Here is a 20,649-nt window from a genome sequence, read left to right as displayed (position 1 = left end):
ATGAGCAATTTTACAAATCTCTAACCATTGTTTCAATAACAATTTGATTTTCTTTACTTTCTGCTTGCTTAAGATACTCAATAGCAATTTGTCCTTCGACTGGTTGCTCTTTGGCGATTGCAATTAATAACTTGACAGTTTCATGCAGCTGTATCTTTTCCAAGTACTTGCTAATACAAATTTGTATGGAAATAGCTGCAACAACGACACCAATCAGTGGAGGAATTGCAGGAATCCACCAACCTTTTAAAAAGGCGAGGAAACTAACTGCGATCGTTCCTCCACTAGCGATCGCTAAGCGAAATATTAGATTCTTAAGTGTTTTCACTTGCCAACTTAATGCTGCCCCAACTCCAGACCATAAAAAAATCCAAAGCCACTCAATCGGTTCAGACCAAACTTTTAGCATTGGTCGCCCATCCAAAGCAGCACTCAGAATTTGACTAGTAATATTGGCATGCAATGTGACTCCTGACATAAGAGATGGGGAATCAAATACGCGACTGCTATAAGGTGTTTGGAACAGATCGTGCGTGCTTTCTGCTGTTGAGCCAATCAGCACGACTCGATTGTAAATCTTATCTTGTGGAATGCGCTTAGCTAACAAATCTGCAAAAGAGAAAATCTGGAATTGTTTTTCAGTTCCATGAAAGTTAAGTAGGATTTGATAACCACCTGCATCGCTACGGACGTAGCCACCGTAATTTGGTATAAAGGGAACAAGTACAGCTTTTCCCAATCTGATGTCATGGGAAGATGTGGGAAGAGGTTCGGGTGCGATCCCTTCTGCTTCTAAATAAAGTAATGCTAGCCGCAAGCCTAGGTTAAAACGCAACCCAAATTTTCGAGAGCGAACTGAAAGTAAAGCACGCCGCACTTTACCGTCTCCATCTAACACTTGATCTGCCATTCCTACCTGCCCTAACTCAGACAAAACAGTGGGTGGAGCAATTTGACTTCCTACAACTTTCTCAATACCAATTAAATTTGATGTAGTTCTATATAATTCCACTAACTCTTGATGAGCTGGTTCTACAGGTAAATCTCTATACAAATCCAGCCCTATAGCTCTAGGTTGATAACTTTTTAAAGTCTGAAGTGCTCGAGATAGAACTCGATCCGTAATTGGATATTGACCTACTTGCTTGATATCTGACTCACTAATAGCAATAATCGTAATACGGGGATCGATGCCTGCAGCAGGACGAGCTTGGAAAAAGTTATCTAGTGTTGCCCATTCCATACTTTGTAGTAAACCAGCCAAACGCAAAAGAATAACGGAACCTGCAACAATCCCTGCAATTCTTGCAATCCATGCTTTCCGTAAGTTTATGTTTTGGGCATAGTGTCTAGCAACTACCCGTGCATTGGCTAAGATGTGATACGCATTTTTTGCTGCTTGTAGAGCAAATTGCGCTTTTTCTCGTTCGAGTTGTCTTGCTCGTCTCTCTAAAGTTAGAGATTTTTCAAGTTCTTGTTTTGCAAGTTCTTGACTAGCAGCTAAAAAACGATAGTCTAGATCGCTGAGCTTTTTATCTTGAGACCAAGCGAGTGCTTCTTGTAATGCCTCTCCTTGTATAAGTTGTGATTTGTTTTTTTGTTCTGATGCAACCCAAGCTTTTAAGTTTTGTGCATAAGGACGCCTGCTCTCAAGGTGTCTAGCAACCCATTCTTGATTGAAAATAGCTTTATATATAGGATTTTTTACTTTTAATTTTCCCTGTTCGCGGACAACTAAACCTGACAGTTGTAGTTCTATATGTTCTCGCTCGTCCTCAATAAGTACATTCTCCCCTGCTAGTATTTGTTGATATATACTCAATACTCTTCCTGCTGTTCTTTCATTAGCTAAAAGGCGATCGCGAATAGTCCTTAAATGTTGGGGTTCATCTTGTGATTCCCACTTATTAATGATGCAAGATTTCACAACACTTTCTACCCAAAACGCCTCTGCACCTCGTGGAATTGTTAAACCACCGCTAACAGCATCTTGAATATATGTCTGTATTAAATAACACAATTTTTGTGTGAGAAAGGGCTGTCCTCCCGTCCAAGCTAAAATTTCTTTAAGAATGATAGGCACTTGTACGGACGCATCAGCTGTGTTCTTGACTAGCAATCCCTCTGCTAAAGGTTGAACTTGTTCTAGAGAAAGATCTTGCAGTTCTATAGCTTTACCAAGATTAAACGGAGTGCGCTTTTTATCTTGAATCAAATCTGAAGGCGTTGTTACCCCAAACAGAGCAAATGTAATGCGTTGGTATTTTGGATCGTTCGCTCGTTGGTTGTAGCAAAACCGAATTAGAGCAAAAAAGTCATCTACTGGAAAATTAAGACTAAGAATACTGTCCACTTCATCAATAAAGATAACAAGTCTTTCTGGTATGTGGACAAGCAGAACATCAGAAATAAACTGACTCAACCTTTGAGGTAGAGAAACACTTTCATGCTCCTGCCACCAGGTTTTCAAATTAAGTTTTGTTGACAGCTTCAACCCAGACCATAACTCACCAACAATTCCCTTGTACCATTGAGCAGGAGTTACGGTTTCGCTGCCAATATTTGTCATATCAATACTCGCACACCGAAATCCTTGTTGCTGCAAACGATGCTTAGTTCTTACTAATAGGGAGGACTTGCCCATTTGCCTAGTATTAAGAACATAGCAAAATTCCCCATTCTCAAGCGCTTTATAGAGTTCCTCATCAGCCTGACGCTCTACATAACTTGGAGCATCACTCCTTAAACTACCACCTACCTGATATACGTATAAACTCATATACTTAATTAATATAAACTTCGCACTGTTTTCCACCAAGCCTATTTTGTCTTATTAAAATAACATAAAGATTCTAGTAGTTGGCGATCGCGTTTTGAAGCCTAAGATTAAACTTTTGAATAGTTATCCTCAATTGTTTAATTTCCAAAAATCCACTCGTACTCTCTTTGATAAATGAAAAATTTACTCTATTTCATTATTTATTAATAACCTCATATTATCAAGCTACCAATTGAGCAATCGGATCGCCTTTAATTCTCAATTCATTAGGATAGAAGTGTTAAGCGTAGCTATCTCTACTTCAGATATGATTAAAGCATCAGCAGGCGATCGCCCAGAACTAACAAACTGTGTGTTGATAATTTTGTCTTTATTTAGCCACTTATCTACATTTTAAATAGTATACTCTTTTTAAAAAAATAGAGCAAAAATTTAATTGTAGGAAAAGTAGGAAAAGTAGAAAAAAATAGGGAAATTTAAAAAAAATAAGTACTGTAAGTAGTAATTTTTGAAAAATTCTAGCAATCCTAAATCATTTATGAAACTTTTTGAGTACTGTAGGGTGGGAATTGCCCAGCAAATGAAGCTTTTGTGCGGCCTTGGCCTTGCCCAACGCCACTCCTCTCAACGCAATCCCCCCGCTCTTTGCGAGTGGCTCCCCTACGTGTATTTCAAAAATAAAATATGAGTTCAGAAATAGCTTTGTCATTTTTTGATACAAGTGGTATCCTATAATCTTAGATATAATTTAAACAAATGACTTTATACCAATACCAAATTGGAGGTAGCCTTACTACTGATGCGCCAAGTTATGTAGAACGAAAAGCAGATTTAGAATTGTACAACGCCTTGAAGAAAGGAGAGTTTTGTTACATTCTCAACTCAAGGCAGATGGGTAAGTCCTCTCTAATAGTAAAAACTCGTCAGCGCTTGCAGGAACAAGGCTTTAAATGCGCGACGATAGATATGAGTAGTATTGGTAGTAAAAACATTACTCCATTACAGTGGTATAAGGGAGTTGTTGCTGAACTATGTTCGGGTTTTAAGCTGTATAAGAAAATTAACTTAAAGGGTTGGTGGAGCGAACACGAAGGAATCTCTCTACTGCAAAAATTAAGCCGCTTCATCTCTGAAGTTCTGTTAGTGGAATTTCCTAATGAAAGACTGTTCATTTTTATAGATGAGATTGATAGTATTCTCAATCTAGACTTTTCAGTGGACGATTTTTTTGCTCTCATTCGCTACTGTTACAATCAACGGGCAATAGATCCTAAGTACAATCGCGTGGCTTTTGCAATTTTTGGAGTAGCAACCCCATCAGATTTAATTCAAAATAGGATCTGTACGCCCTTTAATATTGGAAAAGCCATAGAAATTCATGGGTTTCAATTAGAAGAAGCACAACCATTAGTCAATGGATTGGCTGTTATATCTGTGAATTCACCTCAAGCAATTTTGAAAGAGATATTGGGTTGGACGAATGGGCAACCTTTTCTCACACAAAAGTTGTGCCAGCTAGTTATAACTTTTATTCAGGAATCTAAAACAACAGGTATATCTATATTTCCCGGAACAGAAGCATTTTGGGTAGAACGGGTTGTCCGAGAAAGGTTAATCGCTCAATGGACATCTCAAGACGAGCCAGAACATTTACGCACAATTTGCAATCGCATTTTAGCAAATTCACACTGTGCGGGAAGAATGCTTGGCTTATATCAACAAATTCTACAGGGCGTAAAAGTACCAACAGATGACAGTCACGAGCAAATTGAACTCCTATTATCGGGTTTGGTTGTCAGACAACAAGGTTATCTTCAAGTGAAGAACCGAATTTATCAAGAAGTCTTTAATCTAGAGTGGGTAGAAAAGCAATTAGGATTTTTGCGCCCTTATTCTCAGATGTTTGATGCTTGGCTCGCATCAAAGCAAACAGATTCTTCAAGGTTATTGCGCGGACAAGCATTAATTGATGCTCAAATTTGGTCGCAAGGGAAAAGCCTTAACGATCTAGATTATCAGTTTTTAGCGGCTTCTAACGAATTAGATCGGCGAGAAATGCAACAGGTATTAGAAACACAACGACTTGAAGAAGTTGAAGCTCGTCTTGCAGAGGAAAGAAGAAGGTTAGCACAAGAAAAGAAAACCGCTAAAGCACAACGGTTATTGATTATAATTCTAAGCATCACTTTCTTAAAAACTCTCATCTTGGGAGGAGTTATTGTTTATCAATATCAGCAAAAAGTAGTTACTAATCAAAAAATAGTGACCAGTGACTAATGATTTGTTATCAAAAAATTTTACAATTCAAGAACCAACTCTATTGATATTAGGAGGGTCTACCGAATGCTAAGTACTCCCACTCTAATTGGGCTGATAATTGCAGTAATTGGTGTAGTTGCTTGGATTGGTGGCAGTTTGAGAGTTGCTAACCTCGAACTCAATCTTAAAACATTCAAGGGGCGCATCACATTTATCTTTGCTGTGTTACACGTTTTGGGAGGATTGATAATTATTCTTATCGATCTACTGCCTTAATGACAATTGAGGAGAGTCGTGGTTAGAATACTACACACTTCCATATCTCCTGAAATGTTTCAGCCCTATGTTCCGGAAGAAAAAAACGCTCGCTGCTATAGCTATCGGCTTTCCCGTGACTCCTTTAATTGCATTCATACCCGTGCAACAAGTGGCACAAAACCAATTGAGTCCGCCGGAATGTAGGGTGGCTAGATGGGAATTGCCTGTAACCTCTCAAAATCAACCTCAAGATCCTGCAAATCAAAAGCCTGTTACACCAGCACTAGTCCCTATTCAAAAGTCGCCTTTTCCTTGTTGTCAAGAAGATATCTCTTGTCTGGATCGGCAATTGTGGGGAGAAAATAGTCAATTACCTGACAAAAAAGCGCTAATAACCTCTGTCGATCGCAGTTTGCAATATTTGTCTTCTAATAATGCTGCTACGGCTTACCAGGGATATCAAGTAGAGGGAATTACACGAGAACGGGTTCTTAAAAGTTTACAAAGGTTTCGCGAACTTTTACTAAAGTCTAAATCTGCTACGGAACTTAATACAGCGATCGCGAAAGAATTTGTTTTTTACCAATCTGTAGGCAGTGACAGCAAAGGCTCAGTTTTGTTTACTGCCTACTACGAACCAGTTTATGCAGCTAGTCGCGTACCCACAGCAGAATACCGCTATCCTGTTTATCGTTTACCTCAAGACTTACAATCTTGGTCAAGACCCCATCCTACTCGCTTGGAATTAGAAGGTGCTGATGGGTTGCAAGCCTCAAAAGGTCGATTGCAGGGATTGGAGTTATTTTGGTTTCGCGATCGCTTAGAACCTTATCTAGCACAGATACAGGGTTCTGCTCGATTGCAATTTCCTGATGGCAAGCAAACAACTATAGGGTATGCTGGTAATACTGCTTATAACTATAAAAGTATTGGAAAATCTCTAGCAGAAGATAGCAAGCTTCCACTTGAAGGGATGACTATGCCAACTATTTTGGAATATTTTCAGAAATATCCACAAGAATTAAATGTTTATATTCCTCGCGATCGTAGCTTTGTGTTTTTTCAAGAAAATTACGGAGCACCCGCACGAGGTTCTGTTGGCGTACCAATAACAGCCGAGCGTTCCATAGCAACGGATAAATCCCTCATGCCTCCTGGTGCTTTGGCATTCATTAGAGCACCTTTTCCCTTTGCGAACAAAGCAACTGGAAAAATGGAACGCCGAATTGTGAGTCGTTACGTTCTCGATCAAGACACAGGAGGTGCAATCAAAGGGGCGGGTAGAGTAGATTATTTTCTAGGGACTGGTCAAGTTGCAGGCGATCGTGCTGGTGTCACAGTTGCTCGCGGTCAATTGTACTATTTGTTATTGAAGTTGTGATTGGGGATTGGGGAACTCGGGGCCCCCTCTGGGGATAAGGGGCAATGGGGATTGGGGAACTCGGTATCCCTTCCTTGTTGAGGGGTAATGGGGATTGGGAATAAAGTTTTTTTCCACCAATTAAGTGTACGGGCGTAAGGCATTGCGCCCCTACTTAACCACTAACAATGACAGGCGAGACGCCTGTTCTACACCTCCAATATTCATCCACAGTTACAAATTGATAACCTTCTTCCAACAATTTTGGTATTAAAATTGCTGCTGTTTCGGCAACATCTTGTCCACCACAAGCACCATCATGCAGAACAATCAACGAGCCATTACAGACTTGCTTTAAAACTCGCTGTGTCACGGTAGCGATACCTGGAAGCGCCCAGTCCTCTGGAACAACACTCCACATCACTGGGCGGTAATTCCACTGTCGTAGTAAGTTTAATGTTGTTGGTGTAAATAACCCATTTGGGGGACGGACATCACGGACTCGATCGGGTTCTAGCTGACAAGCATCATAAATAGCTGCTTGGGTTTTCTCTAAACTGTGCTTGAGTTCCGTGGGTGATAGCATGGGAAAATTTCGATGATCGTAGCCGTGTAAGCCAATCCAGTGACCCCGATTGAAAATTTCTTGCGCTATTTGAGGCGATCGATTGATACAAGCACCCAACCAGAAAAAACTAGCTACGATGTTGTAACGATCTAGAACTTTCAATAGCTGTGGCGTGTACTGAGGATGGGGACCATCATCAAATGTTAAGGCGATCGATTTGGAATTGGCATCCCCGCACCAAAGACAATTGGGAAACGTTGGTTTAAGAATGCGGTACAATATTGGAAAGAGTGGGGCAAATTGCATCTATGAGTCTTAACTTCCTTTGCATATTATAGCTAAAATGTAGAGCAAGCTATGAGATCGCTATGCTTTTCCACGTTCTGGCTCAACTAATTTTACTTGTGTTTTTAACATACGAGTTACCCCCTTCCACTCTGCATAGCTTTCTACTGTAACAACGCCCTCATCTCGTAACTGCTGAAGTACAATCCAAAATTCTAGGTTAACTTCATGAATGTTTTTTTCTGGATTCCAAGTCATGAACTTAGCTTCTAAATCGGGAATCCATTGACGAGGATTGTCTGTCAAACAGTCCAAAATTTGTTTCCTAATAGTCATTCCGGCACGTCCTTTCTGTTTGTCGCGCTGGTCAGTTAGATTATTGTGAATACACATATTGATTCACAAAGGAATTAATTATTTATTTAAGCAATTAATCATGAGGAAATTCTGAGTATGCAGGAGATTTTACTTGTAACAAATTCGCGTCGCTCTTCCGCTCTTCTTCCTTGAGACGATAACCTACTCCATATACTGTCTCATTCAAATCTACACTCATTCCTGCTGCTTTGAGTTTTTGCCGCAATCCTCTAATTTGTATGGTCACTGCTTCTTCTCCTGGTGACTCGAAAGATAACCAAACAATATTGAGTAAATCGCTATTATGGATTTTCTAAAAATTCAATAATTAATGAAAAAGTTTACAAAATTTTTATTTTAATACCAATTGTCCAAATGATTGCTACACACGCTCCCCCTAAATCCCCCTTAAAAAGGGGGACTTTAAGTACTTTCCCCCCTTTTTAAGGGGGGCTAGGGGGGATCTCAATCTGTTGCTTTAATATAGATAATTGGTATAACGTCAGTAGATCGACTCAATGAAATTTAAGACTATTTGTCACTCAGAAGCCGAATTTCTTGAAGAGATATAAGTGTCTCGGTCTCACGTTTTTATCGTCTACTGAGAGGAACGTTAATTGAGTATAGAAAAGTTTGTAAAATATTGTTAATTTGAAAGGATAGGCAGTATTATCAACGTAAATGCAAAACTTATCAAGTATCGAACAAATCTGGCAGTCTCCCCCAGAACCCATTGCCCAAATTCTCAATGCCCCATCTCCACCAACTATTCTGCTTTCTCCCAACCGTCAATGGATGGTAGAGTTAGAAAAACCATCATTACAGGCGATCGCTCATTTTGCAGAACCAGAGATTCCATTGGCAGGATTGCTCTTAAATCCCAAAACTAATGCGCTCTCTCGCCTGTCATTCTACCAGAGCTTAAAAATTAGGGTAGTGAGTCCACAAGCTCGCGATCGAACAGTAGCTTTACCCGAAAATGCTCAGATTGGCTATATCAAGTGGTCGCCCAACAGTCAAAAACTAGCCTTTACCCTCACTCAAGACACCGGACTAGAACTGTGGGTTCTAGATGTCGATAGTTTGACCTTACAACAACTAACCGAACCAATACTCAATGCTGCTTACGGAGAACCATATCGTTGGTTGTCTGATGAAGCACTGATTTGTAAATTCATTCCACCCCATCGAGGAGAACCACCAGCCAAACCGAACGTTCCTCCGGGACCAATCGTTCAAGAAAACTTTAGCGGTAAAAGCCCAAGCCGCACCTATACAAACCTCTTGAAAAACCCTCATGATGAAGCATTATTTGAATATTACTTAACCGCAAACTTAGAAAAAGTTACTTTAGATGGTCGCCGCACCCTACTCAGATCGGGTATTTTGATTTATGAAGCTGTAGCCTCCCCAAATAGTAAATATCTTCTACTGACTCAGTTGCACAGACCATTTTCTTATCAATTACCCGTCTCATTTTTTCCAAAAACCCTTCAGGTAATAGATGATACGGGTCAACTAATTTACGAAGTTGTTGATGTGCCACTTTTCATGCGCCGTACAACCAAATTTGATGAAGTGCGGACAGGAAGAAGAGAAATATCTTGGCGGAATGATGCAGAAGCGACATTGCATTGGGTAGAAGCCTTAGACGAAGGCGATCCTACCAATGATGTTCCCAAACGGGACGCTTTATACGAATTAGAAGCACCTTTTACAGGTACGCCAAAGCAACTTTGGCAATCTGAATATCGCTTTCATCATATTATTTGGGGCAAAGAAGATGTAGCCTTGGTGTGGGAAAGATGGTACGACACGCGCAAAGAGCGAATTTGGCGCATTTACCCACAAACACCCGACTCACCCCCACAATTATTATTCGATCGCAGTTACGAAGATAAGTACACAGATCCGGGATCGCCATTGACAACCTTGGGATTTCAAAGATATCGAGTTTTACGCTTTGCACCTCAAAGTAATACCATTTATCTCAGCGGTCGTGGCGCATCTCCTGACGGCGTTCACCCATTTTTGGATAGTCTGGATTTAGAAACTGGGGTTACACAACGCTTGTGGCAATGTCAAGACCCTTATTTTGAAGATATTTCCTACGTACTAGATGATGAAGTGCGAACTTTGATCTCGCACCGTCAATCTAAAACTGAACCACCCAATTATTATTTGTTTAATCGCACTCACAACCAAACTCCTCAAGCACTCACTCATTACCAAGATCCTGCTCCTCAATTGGCGGGATTACAAAGCGAGTTAGTTAAATATCAACGTGCGGATGGCGTACAACTCTCAGCAAAACTTTACTTACCACCTGGTTATGATACCACTCGTGATGGAACTCTGCCAATTTTGTTTTGGGTGTATCCCCAAGAATTTAAAGATAAGGAATTTGCAGGGCAAATTAATAGTTCTGAAAATACCTTCAGCCGTCCGAGTTATGCATCTGTTTTATTTTTGCTAACTCAGGGTTATGCAGTGCTTTCAGGCCCTACAATGCCAATTATTGGTGAAGATGATGTAGAACCCAATGATTCTTACGTAGAACAATTGATTGCAGGGGCAAAAGCAGCCGTTGATTATGTGGTTGAGCGTGGTATTGCCGATCCTCATCGTATTGGTATTAGCGGGCATTCTTATGGCGCATTTACTACAGTCAATTTATTAGCGCACACAGATTTGTTTTGTATGGGAATTGCTAGGAGTGGGGCGTATAATCGCACTTTGACTCCTTTTGGTTTTCAACAAGAGCAGCGCCATTTTTGGGAAGCACCAGAGACTTATATTAATATGTCTCCCTTCACTCATGCTGCTAAAATCAAAGCTCCTCTTTTACTGATTCATGGAGAAAAAGATAGCAATCCTGGTACATATCCTCTCCAAACTGAAAGATTGTATGAAGCATTGAAAGGTTTGGGAGCAACTGTTCGCAGTGTCATATTACCATTAGAAGACCACGGTTATTACTCTCGCGAAGCAGTAGGTCATGTGCTTTGGGAAATGGTGAACTGGTGTGATAAGTATCTCAAATGAATGATAAATTGTATCACATCGGGTTTGGACGAGACGATCTTGGGGAGACTCCACCAAGCATCGCTCTTTTGTCCGGCGATCCGGAACGAGCAAAGTTAATTGCCCATTCCTACTTGCATTCAATGCGTCTTTTATCAGAAAATCGCGGACATTGTGTTAGCAGAAAAAGAGACTGCCATTGAAAATGGCATTCAAATCGCTATCAAAGCAGCAGAACAATGGGAAGAACCGTATCAGTACCGGGACTAACCGATTGCTGGTCACTGGTCACTGGTCACTGGTCACTGGTCACTGGTCACTGGTCACTGTTATTTCAAAGCGATCGCCAGGATTTGGTTCAATTACCTGTACTGAAAGATGATTTTGTGCAAGTAAGGAACGGAAGTCCGCAATACTACCAGTAACTTGAAGGAAAGAGTTTAGCAATCCTTCAAAAACCACATCGCCACCAGCTGCTGTATGAATCATCACTTGTGGTTGTAACAATTGAGCCACTTCCAAAGCGTGTTTTCTGCCCCTAATAATAGATCCAACTAATGGCAAACCCAAGTCATACTGTGGCGTAATAATAACATCTATGGGAGCAAATTGCTTAAGTGAGGGAGAATGATGCCCATGAGGTTCGTAATAAACACCGAAGCCAGTTTCCAACTCTTTGAGGATGTAACCGTTCTCTACTAAAGTCGGACCAATTGAAGAACCAGGAGTTGCTGTAATTGCGACACTTCCATCCAGAGTAAACGTTTCACCATGAGCGAGTGCTGTGACCTGAGTGTAATTTAACTGCATTACCACTTTAGCTGCATTAGGAGACGCCACAACAGGAATATTGCGATCGAGTTGCTTTAATGTTGGTGTATGAGCATGGTCTTCCAACCCTTGAGACAGCACAATCAAATCAATATTTTCTGGGATCGTGCGCTCTTGAGTCCGAGAACCCTTGAAGAACCAATCCAAATTGCCAAAGGTTAGCGAACCAACGAGCCAAGGATCGATGAGTATTCGTTTTCTACCCATCTCAACTAACCATGAATTGCTGTCTAACCAAGTTAAATACATAAAGTTTTGTAAAGACAATATTTCATTCTTATTATCTGTTATTGGGGAAACCGTGCCAATACGGGCGTTTCGATACGCTAAGGAAAAACTCGAAATGCGGAAATTCAGACTTATCAAGGGTTTCAGCAAGTATCAAAAGAATGGAAAATTTTCGTATGAAAAAATTGAATGATGAAACGGAGAATTCGCTATGACATCTTTCCTGTGTGACCGAGTTATAGATTTTGATGCGGCTAGAGGTTATGAAGCCGAGGATGTGAAACAGCTGATAAATCAGGTACAGACTTCACTGTCTGAAATTGAAAACTCAAAAATTTTGGTTTTGCTGAGAAACGCTCACTACTTGACTACAAAAGCTTTCGCTGTCCTTTACAACTACATCCGTGAGTCAAGTACAACCAATGTGGTCTTCGTGTTAATCTCTACCGATAAATCCAAAATCTTTCCTCCCCTATTGGATTACGTTCAAAATGACATTAGCTTACGTGCGGCATGACCAACTCGCAACAAGAAGCAACGCACGGTTAAACGACATTGACGATCGCTAGCTTTTAACCGTTTCCAGTATAATTGGATGAAAGACTTGCGAGATAATTGCGCCAACCACCGTATTGAGAAATATCTTGTGCATCAGCGATCGCATAATGTTCGCATAAAAAACCTTTAACGAATGTGCCATCTTCCAGTTCTATAGTGCCAATGACTAGGGGTGATGGGACTGCGGCTACAAAAGTCCCAAAACCTTCCGCACTCAAATTCCAAACTTCTACCTCAATACTGACTCCACCATTTAAAACTTTTACTAATCCGGGTTTTTGAGGTTGTGTATTGGCAAGAGCATATAAGCGATATGTGGCAGCAGTGTTGCAAGTTTTTAGCTTTGTTGCGAAACGCTCTTGTAGCTGATAATTCAGAGGCTGTCCAGTGAGATGAGCGCCGACGACAGCAAGAGCAATTTTATCGGCGGACGCAGTTATCATTTAGGAATATCACGTAATTTATTAGTTTTAAATAATACTATTTTAATGATGATATCGCAAGTGCATCCTTGATGAATAAAAATTTCCCTCAAAATATTCAGTAAACCAAAAACTTTTTTCAAAAGGGCGATCGCTCAAAATTTTGTAATTTATGATACTTTATTCTCGGAAATTTTGTACTGGCAAGCCCAGCTTATATCAGGATTACTTATAGCTAGCTGACCTGTAAATCGTTGATAATAACTAGATGGAAGATAAATCCCATCTACGACTTGATATCTAGGCTCAATAGCCTGTCGTAAAAACGCCAACATCTGCTTCAGCCTGACAAGTATACGATAAATTAATCGACCACCTCGCCTTTTTTTACTAATTTTTAGCCTTGAGGGTTCCGGGCACGGACTTGGAATGCTCCCCATATCGCTCGCCCAATTCACACAGCGCTATGTCTTGAAACGCTTGCCCTATTAAGGTAATACCAAAGGGCAAACCATTGTCGCGAAAGCCTACAGGTAGTGCTATGGCACACAAATCCATTAAGTTTACGAAATTGGTATAGTATCCTAAGTTGGTATTAAGATTGATGGGGTCAACTTCTACTTGTGCTTTGGTGTAAATAGTACCCGTTGTTGGTAATGCCAAAATATCTATTTTTTCCCACTGTTTAGCAGTGTCCCGCTTTAACGCTTCTAGGGCATAAAAACCTTTAAAAGTATCGACTGCTGTATAGCGCGAACCATTACTAATGATTTGGCGCACAACAGGATGAATGGCATCGGCTTGGGAGTCAAAAAACGGTTGGATGGCAGCCAGTCGTTCTGCTACCCAAGGACCGGAATATAGTAAATCAGCTGCTTGGCAAAAGGGCTGAAAGTCTATTTCCACGCGCTTGGGACCCATTGCTTCTAATCGCTGTAGTGCCTGCTCGTACAATTCTGCTGCTGCTGTATCACCAAAAAACTTTAATTGATTTGGTTTGGGTACGCCAAAGCGAAACGATGATGGAATTGCTTTGATTGTTTGTGGAATAAAGCGAGAGTAACTATCGGTATCATCATAGCCTTTGGCAACTTCCCATACTCGTGCAGCATCTTGACAGTTTAATGTGAATATAGAGACGCAATCGAGGGTTCGACAAGCAGGTACTACTCCAGATGTACTTAAAACACCACGGGTGGGTTTTAGTCCAATAATATTATTAAACGCCGCTGGAACTCGTCCAGAACCTGCTGTATCCGTGCCTAGAGAAAAGCTAACCAGTCCTGCTGCTACTGCTACAGCAGAACCAGAACTAGAGCCACCGGAAATGTAATCCTCATGAAAAACACTGCTACAAGCACCATAAGGAGATCGCATTCCTACCAATCCCGTTGCAAACTGGTCGAGATTGGTTTTGCCAATTAAAATTGCTCCGGCTTTAAGTAATAATTCAACCACAGTTGCCGTTTTTGAAGGGGTGTAGCTGTAAGCAGGACAAGCTGCTGTCGTGGTCATGGACGCTACATCAATATTATCTTTGATAGCAAAGGGAATGCCATAGAGAGGCAGGTTATCCGGATTGGTTGCAGCAAGCGTTTGTGCTGCTGCTTGCGCTTTGGCTTCTTCTACTAAAGAAATCCAAACGCGATCGCTACCACGAGCGGCAATTCTACGGTAAACTTCCTGAATAACATCTGCTGGTTTTAATTTTTTTGTGCGATAAGCTGTGAGTAGCGATTCAATTTCCAAACTGATGGAACCTATCATGCCTCTGTTCCTCTGATAATCGCCAGAATTTGTCCGGCGCTAACAAGTTGTCCTGGTTTGCAGAGTACTTCTACGACTGTTCCTGGCTCATCTGGTAGCAGTGTCATTTCCTGTTTCATCGCTTCTAATACGATCGCACCCGTATCTTCAGTAATGCGATCGCCTGGTTGAACTAAAACCTGCCAAACGTTTGCTGTTGTTGGAGCGCTCAGTGCATAACAATCATCGGGAATGGTTGTTGCAAGTGTCGATGGAGGTTGGCTTTCGGTGAGAGTGCGGTCATCTTGGGCTGTGGCTGTCCAGCGATCGCGCTCCTCACGAAAAGCTATTTGCTGGCGAGTTTTAAAAGTCTTTGCTTCGGGTGCAATCTTTTGTAAAAACTGCTGATAGTCGTGAAACTTAAACGTGGTTTCTTCAATTTCTAGCTTGAACTTGCCTTCAAGAAAATCTTCGCGATGTTGCATTAGCTCCGCGTGAGAAACCGGGTAAAATCGAATCTGGTCAAAAAATCGCAACAGCCATGGTTTACCATCTTTAAAGTCTGCCGTTTGTTTGTAGCGGTTCCACATCTGTACGGTGCGTCCCACAAACTGATAACCACCCGGTCCTTCCATACCATAAACACACAAGTAGGCACCGCCAATACCAACTGCATTTTCAGGTGTCCAAGTGCGTGCGGGATTATATTTTGTGGTGACTAAACGATGACGCGGATCGAGTGGAACTGCTACTGGTGCTCCAAGATAAACATCTCCTAAACCCATGACTAAAAAACTTGCATTAAAGACAATATCTTTGACTTCTTCAATGCTACCCAATCCATTAATGCGGCGAATAAATTCAATATTACTAGGACACCAAGGAGCATCATTTCGCACTGACTGCATATATTTTTGAATCGCTAATTGCGTTGATTCATCATCCCACGATAGCGGTAAATATACTATGCGTGTCGGCACTTCTAAGTTGGAAATATCTGGGAGATGAGATTCGATGTTTTGTAATGCATTAACTAAGTCTAATTGGGACAAGACGCGGCTATCGTAATGAATTTGTAGCGATCGCATTCCCGGTGTTAATTCTAAAATTCCATTCATCGGATTTGAAAGTAAATGAGTCATTAACTCATGCACCCGAAAACGCAGTTTCAAATCCAACACTAAATCGCCGTATTCAATCAGCAAGTATTTATCGCCTGCTTGACGGTATGTAACAGTAATTTGATTATTGTTTGCTTGTATTTGTGTCAAAACTGGACTGTCAACGGCATTATTATTTATCAGAGAAAATGTTTCTCCAACTTGCAGTGTTCTTATTTGCTCATCCAACTGCAATTCTTGTTGTAATGCCTGATTAAAGGTAAGACGACGAAATCTAATTGTGTTCCCTGGTTTTAGTTGTCCAATTTTCCATAGTTCGGCTTGGACAATTGTAGCAGGACAAACAAAACCCCCCAAACTAGGACCGTCCAATCCTAAGATAATTGGCATATCTCCAGTAAAGTCTATTGTCCCAACAGCATAGGCATTATCGTGAATATTAGAAGGATGTAACCCCGCTTCACCTCCATCTTGACGCGCCCAGGTTGGTTTTGGACCAATCAACCGAATCCCGGTTCTTGCAGAGTTATAATGCACTTCCCAATCAGTGTTAAAAAAAGTTTCGATGTCTTGTTCTGTAAAAAAATCTGGTGCGCCGTGAGGACCGTACAAAACTCCAATTTCCCAACGATTTGAGTAGGTTGGTATCAATTTGGGGGAAATAGACTGTGGTGTCGTATGAGTCGATAGAGGATGTAATTTTAGTACATCGCCGACCTGTAATGCTCTGCCACCATGTCCACCAAACCCACCCAGAGTAAAAGTTGAGCGACTGCCTAAATATTCTGGTACGTCAAACCCGCCTTGCACTAGTACGTAGGTACGGAAACCATCGCCTTGAATGTTACCTAAGCGTAGCGTACTACCTGCTTTTACTGAAACTGGTGTCCAATAAGGAATGGTTTGTTTATCTAAAGTGGCTTTCATCGTGGCACCCGTAAGGCAAATGACCGTATCGCAATTGAAGCGCAAAGACGGTCCAGATAGGGTACACTCCAACCCAGCAGCAGATTCTGGATTGCCTAAAATTTGGTTTCCTAACCGAAACGCCAAAGAATCCATCGGACCGGAGGGCGGTACTCCAACATCCCAATAACCTACCCGTCCGGGATAATCTTGGATGGTGGTCATCGTACCAGCGTTACTCACATTCACTGTATGGGTAGAGTAAGTAAAACTACTGGTAAATTGTGTAGTGATTTTGCCTTGAGAAAAAGTTGAATGGGCAATAATTTGGCGCAAGTACTCCAGGTTTGTCTCAATGCCGTCGATACGAGATTGAGCTAAAGCCGATTGTAGGAGTGCGCTCGCACCTTCTCTAGACTCAGAATGTACAATGACTTTAGCCAGCAACGGGTCGTAAAACGGCGATACTTTTGTTCCAGTTGAAATCCAAGTATCGCAGCGTATATCATCTGCAAACTTCACCTGAGTGAGTTCACCGGAACTAGGCTGGAAATTTTTATTTGGGTCTTCAGCATAGATGCGAACTTGAATAGCGTGTCCTTGGGGTTGGTACTGGTATGATTCTAATGACAGGGGTTCTCCGGCTGCTTGTCGCACCATCCATTCGACAAAATCTACACCAGTTATGGCTTCTGTCACGCCATGCTCTACCTGTAAGCGCGTATTAACTTCCAAAAAGTAAAACTGCTCGGTATCTACATCGTATATAAACTCAACCGTACCTGCCGATTGATATGCGATCGCCTGACCGAGTTTGATTGCAGACTCATATAAGCGCTGCCTGAGTGCATCACTAATGTTTGGTGCTGGTGCTTCTTCGATCGCTTTTTGATTGCGCCGTTGTGTCGAACAATCACGTTCGCCAAGCGCCACGACATTTCCCCGACCATCACCAAAGATTTGCACTTCTATATGACGCGCACGCTCGATATATTTTTCTAAAAATACTCCGCTTTGACTGAAGTTGTTACGACTTAAACGCTGCACATTTTCAAACAAGTCTGCCAAAGTCTCTTCACTCCGACACAATTGCATTCCAATGCCGCCACCCCCTGCCGTACTTTTAATCATTACAGGATAGCCAATTTCTACTGCTGCCTGCTTGACTTGCTCCAAATTCTCTAGCAAATTAGTGCCAGGAATTAGAGGGACTCCCGCTAAAGAGGCAATTGCCCGTGCTTCATGTTTAAGTCCAAATCGCCGTAATTGCTCGGGTGTAGGTCCAATAAATGTAATTCCCGCTTCTGCACACGCAGAGGCAAACGCTACATTCTCGCTGAGAAAGCCGTAGCCGGGATGAATTGCCTCAGCACCAGTTGTATGGGCTGCTGCTAAAATTGCATCAGTACAAAGATAGCTTTGTGCTGCTGCGGCAGGTCCTACACAAACGGCTTCACTAGCGGCAGCAACATGGGCAGCATGGCGATCGGCTTCAGAGTAGACAGCAACCGAAGCAATACCAAGACGGTCGAGGGTACGAATAATCCGACAGGCAATTTCACCCCGATTAGCAATTAGGACTTTATTAAACATGAACGTCATTCATTTTTTCTTTTAATTGGAAAACTCTCAGAGGATGTTTGAAAAGTCACGTTCGAGATATCAAATATTTTTTACCCCACCCTAACCCTCCCCTTATAAAGGGGAGGGAACCGGATTTTTCTTGTTTCCCCCCTTACAAATGACAATTGACCAATGACAAATGACTTAAGCTTCATCCCAAACAATCAACTGAATTGGTGTCGGATTGTAAGCATTGCAGGGGTTATTAATTTGCGGACAGTTGGAAATTAAGACCATCACATCCATCTCCGCACGTAATTCGATGATTTTTCCGGCTTCCGAAATACCGTCCACAATTTCTAAAGTACCGTCTTCGCTTACGGGAACATTCATATAGAAGTTTACATTGCTAACAAGATCGCGTTTGTTCATCTCATATTTACTTAACTCCAGTAAGTAATTTTCAACACAAGCATGCAAGTGCTTCTTATGCAATCCATACCGTACCGAGTTGCTTTCCATACTACAAGCACCGCCAAGAGTATCGTGTTTACCACAATCATCATAGATAACAGTCATCATCACGTTGCCTTCGTTAGAAATCAATTGAGTGCCTGTGGTGATAAAGATATTACCTTGACGCACAATAGTATCCGGAGCGCTGTATCGTTCGGACATATCATGAGCGTTGTAGAACAATGTGTCAACAGCTTGATTGCCTAACAAATCGACTATTCGTAAAATTTGCCCTTTTTTAAGGACTCGCGACCAAGGTTTGCGAGCAGGTAGTTGCTCGTCATAAATTGCTGTAGACGGGTCGCGTTGAATCGGTGAAGTTGTAACCATAAGTATTTCCTTCCTCAATTTGTAGAAGCAAACAACGCATCAGTATTTATAAAACCGCGAATAACTTCTTCGTTTGCAGTACGGCACAAATCATCTGATGCGGGTGCAGGCGATTTCCAAACAGTCAGTTGAATTGGTTTGGGCTGATAAACTTTATCTGGGTGTAACACGTGGGGACAGTTGGAAACAATCGCTAACACATTCATTTCAGCCCGAAGGTCAATAAAACTACCTGGTTTTTCACAACCTGTAATATATTCCAAGCCACCATTGGGATGTACCGCGACTCGGCTGAATAAATTGATGTTAGGCATCAAGTCTTTGCGGGTTAAACCGCGCTTACCTAAAGCTTTCAGAAAATTGTTGCGCGAGTTATTGTAATCGCTTTCTCCATATTTGTTATAAGGACCTTCGCCATATTTAGCGGCGTTACCTACGGCGTTACTGCATCCGCAAATTAAATCGTGATAGCCGTTTGTATCTTCTGTGATGGAGAAAAGAATGCGACCCATGTCAGAATAGATGACCATTCCCTTTTTGAGGAAGGCATTGAACTGAATTTTGGCGGTATCGGCTACGTTCAACCGTTCTATTGGGTTATCGGCGTTGTAGCAAATCATTGAAACGCCTTGAGACCCTTCTAAATCGGTAACACGGAGGGTATTACCTCGTTTGATTATGCCATGCCAATACGCACCGCCCGGTAGCTTTTCATCCACTAACTGAAGGCTTGGATCGATTGTTGCGATCGGCGAAGTAGATGCTTTCACCATAAAATTTTCCTAATGAGTAGTGTTTAATGTACTCGTCAGTTTATCTTTATATTTTTGAAACAAGGAATGACGCTTGATCTGAGGATCGGATTTGTTTGGTAATTGGATTTGCAGTTCTTGCTTAATTGTACCTGGTCGCACGGTTAATACGTAAATGCGTTGAGATAGAAAAATTGCTTCTTCAATATCGTGAGTAATCAGAAAAATTGTAGTGTTTGTGCTACGCCAAATTTCTAGTAGAAATTGTTGCATGGCTTCTTTCGTCTGTATATCCAACGCACCAAAAGGTTCATCCATGAGTAAAATTTTGGGTTTTGATGCTAGAGCGCGAGCGATCGCGACCCGTTGCTTCATCCCACCAGAAAGTTCTTGCGGTAGCGCTTTAGCAAATCCCAATAATCCCACGACTTCTAGATAATAAGTAGCTTGTTCTCTTCTGAGTGCTTTAGACATACCTTGTAGCTTTAAGCCAAATTCTACGTTTTCCATCACACTCATCCACGGATAGAGAGTATAACTTTGAAATATCATCCCCCGGTCAGAGCCCGGTCCTGTCACTCGTACTCCATCCACTAAAATATCCCCATCTGTCGGAGTATCTAAACCCGCGATTAACCGTAGCAATGTTGACTTACCACAACCACTGACTCCTACTGCACAGACAAACTCACCCTCTTCTATATGCAAGTTGATGTCTTTAAGTACAGTCAACAAACCATGCCTAGTTTTAAATTGTTTGTGGAGTTGATTAACTTTTAAATGCAT

The 20,649-nt window shown here is 41.5% G+C and carries 17 protein-coding genes; 6 read left to right on the top strand and 11 right to left on the bottom strand.

Features of this window, described 5'->3' with window-relative positions:
* Positions 1–10: 10 nt before the first annotated feature.
* Positions 11–2,779 (bottom strand): CHASE2 domain-containing protein, encoded by a 2,769-nt coding sequence (locus tag ACKTT2_RS47680; protein WP_407900012.1) that lies wholly within the window; start codon positions 2,777–2,779, stop codon positions 11–13.
* Positions 2,780–3,011: 232 nt separating this feature from the next.
* On the opposite strand from ACKTT2_RS47680, the gene ACKTT2_RS47675 reads away from it, so the two are divergent.
* The 4 genes from ACKTT2_RS47675 to mltA all read left to right on the top strand — a co-directional run bounded on the left by ACKTT2_RS47675 (position 3,012) and on the right by mltA (position 6,677).
* The gene (locus tag ACKTT2_RS47675) at positions 3,012–3,176 is read left to right on the top strand and encodes a hypothetical protein (protein ID WP_407900010.1); all 165 of its coding nucleotides are present in this window, start codon (positions 3,012–3,014) and stop codon (positions 3,174–3,176) included.
* A 359-nt stretch (positions 3,177–3,535) separates the two neighbouring features.
* Complete coding sequence (locus ACKTT2_RS47670; RefSeq protein WP_407900008.1) at positions 3,536–5,056, top strand: AAA-like domain-containing protein; 1,521 nt, start codon at positions 3,536–3,538, stop codon at positions 5,054–5,056.
* Positions 5,057–5,122: 66 nt separating this feature from the next.
* On the top strand, positions 5,123–5,314 hold the full coding sequence (locus ACKTT2_RS47665; protein ID WP_407900006.1) for a hypothetical protein: 192 nt from the start codon (positions 5,123–5,125) through the stop codon (positions 5,312–5,314).
* A 67-nt stretch (positions 5,315–5,381) separates the two neighbouring features.
* On the top strand, positions 5,382–6,677 hold the full coding sequence (gene mltA, locus ACKTT2_RS47660; RefSeq protein ID WP_407900004.1) for a murein transglycosylase A: 1,296 nt from the start codon (positions 5,382–5,384) through the stop codon (positions 6,675–6,677).
* A 154-nt stretch (positions 6,678–6,831) separates the two neighbouring features.
* On the opposite strand, the gene ACKTT2_RS47655 is transcribed toward mltA, so the two are convergent.
* From ACKTT2_RS47655 to ACKTT2_RS47645, 3 genes are read right to left on the bottom strand one after another with little or no spacing between them, the layout of a single operon-like run.
* Positions 6,832–7,530, bottom strand: a complete 699-nt coding sequence (locus ACKTT2_RS47655) for a polysaccharide deacetylase family protein (RefSeq protein WP_407900002.1) — start codon at positions 7,528–7,530, stop codon at positions 6,832–6,834.
* Between the two features lie 60 nt (positions 7,531–7,590).
* Positions 7,591–7,902 carry a hypothetical protein gene (locus ACKTT2_RS47650; RefSeq protein WP_407900000.1) on the bottom strand — a complete coding sequence of 104 codons (312 nt, stop codon included), beginning with the start codon at positions 7,900–7,902 and terminating at the stop codon, positions 7,591–7,593.
* 37 nt (positions 7,903–7,939) lie between these two features.
* Positions 7,940–8,176: a winged helix-turn-helix domain-containing protein gene (locus tag ACKTT2_RS47645; protein WP_407900279.1), complete on the bottom strand. Its 237-nt coding sequence runs from the start codon at positions 8,174–8,176 to the stop codon at positions 7,940–7,942.
* A gap of 371 nt (positions 8,177–8,547) precedes the next feature.
* On the opposite strand from ACKTT2_RS47645, the gene ACKTT2_RS47640 reads away from it, so the two are divergent.
* Positions 8,548–10,911 (top strand): alpha/beta hydrolase family protein, encoded by a 2,364-nt coding sequence (locus ACKTT2_RS47640; RefSeq protein ID WP_407899998.1) that lies wholly within the window; start codon positions 8,548–8,550, stop codon positions 10,909–10,911.
* A 288-nt stretch (positions 10,912–11,199) separates the two neighbouring features.
* Here ACKTT2_RS47640 and ACKTT2_RS47635 read toward each other — a convergent pair whose 3' ends face one another.
* The gene (locus ACKTT2_RS47635; RefSeq protein ID WP_407900278.1) at positions 11,200–11,970 is read right to left on the bottom strand and encodes an MBL fold metallo-hydrolase; all 771 of its coding nucleotides are present in this window, start codon (positions 11,968–11,970) and stop codon (positions 11,200–11,202) included.
* A gap of 190 nt (positions 11,971–12,160) precedes the next feature.
* Between ACKTT2_RS47635 and ACKTT2_RS47630 the strand changes: the two genes are divergently transcribed.
* The gene (locus ACKTT2_RS47630) at positions 12,161–12,466 is read left to right on the top strand and encodes a hypothetical protein (protein WP_407899996.1); all 306 of its coding nucleotides are present in this window, start codon (positions 12,161–12,163) and stop codon (positions 12,464–12,466) included.
* Between the two features lie 55 nt (positions 12,467–12,521).
* On the opposite strand, the gene ACKTT2_RS47625 is transcribed toward ACKTT2_RS47630, so the two are convergent.
* The 6 genes from ACKTT2_RS47625 to ACKTT2_RS47600 form a co-directional block, all read right to left on the bottom strand.
* Positions 12,522–12,950 (bottom strand): allophanate hydrolase-related protein, encoded by a 429-nt coding sequence (locus ACKTT2_RS47625; RefSeq protein WP_407899994.1) that lies wholly within the window; start codon positions 12,948–12,950, stop codon positions 12,522–12,524.
* Positions 12,951–13,319: 369 nt separating this feature from the next.
* Positions 13,320–14,696 (bottom strand): allophanate hydrolase, encoded by a 1,377-nt coding sequence (gene atzF, locus ACKTT2_RS47620; RefSeq protein WP_407899992.1) that lies wholly within the window; start codon positions 14,694–14,696, stop codon positions 13,320–13,322.
* Entirely contained in the window at positions 14,693–18,295 is a 3,603-nt protein-coding gene (gene uca, locus ACKTT2_RS47615; RefSeq protein WP_407899990.1) for an urea carboxylase, read from the bottom strand. The genes atzF and uca overlap by 4 nt, the downstream gene beginning before the upstream one ends.
* A gap of 174 nt (positions 18,296–18,469) precedes the next feature.
* Positions 18,470–19,111, bottom strand: a complete 642-nt coding sequence (locus ACKTT2_RS47610) for an urea amidolyase associated protein UAAP2 (protein WP_407899988.1) — start codon at positions 19,109–19,111, stop codon at positions 18,470–18,472.
* A gap of 14 nt (positions 19,112–19,125) precedes the next feature.
* Positions 19,126–19,884 carry an urea amidolyase associated protein UAAP1 gene (locus ACKTT2_RS47605; protein ID WP_407899986.1) on the bottom strand — a complete coding sequence of 253 codons (759 nt, stop codon included), beginning with the start codon at positions 19,882–19,884 and terminating at the stop codon, positions 19,126–19,128.
* 9 nt (positions 19,885–19,893) lie between these two features.
* Positions 19,894–20,649, bottom strand: coding sequence for an ABC transporter ATP-binding protein (locus ACKTT2_RS47600; protein ID WP_407899983.1), 756 nt, complete (start codon positions 20,647–20,649; stop codon positions 19,894–19,896).

It is taken from the genome of Scytonema hankhaensis NUACC26, from assembly GCF_045865695.1.
Taxonomy (GTDB): Bacteria; Cyanobacteriota; Cyanobacteriia; order Cyanobacteriales; family Nostocaceae; genus Scytonema.
This window is presented reverse-complemented; position numbering and strand designations above follow the sequence as displayed.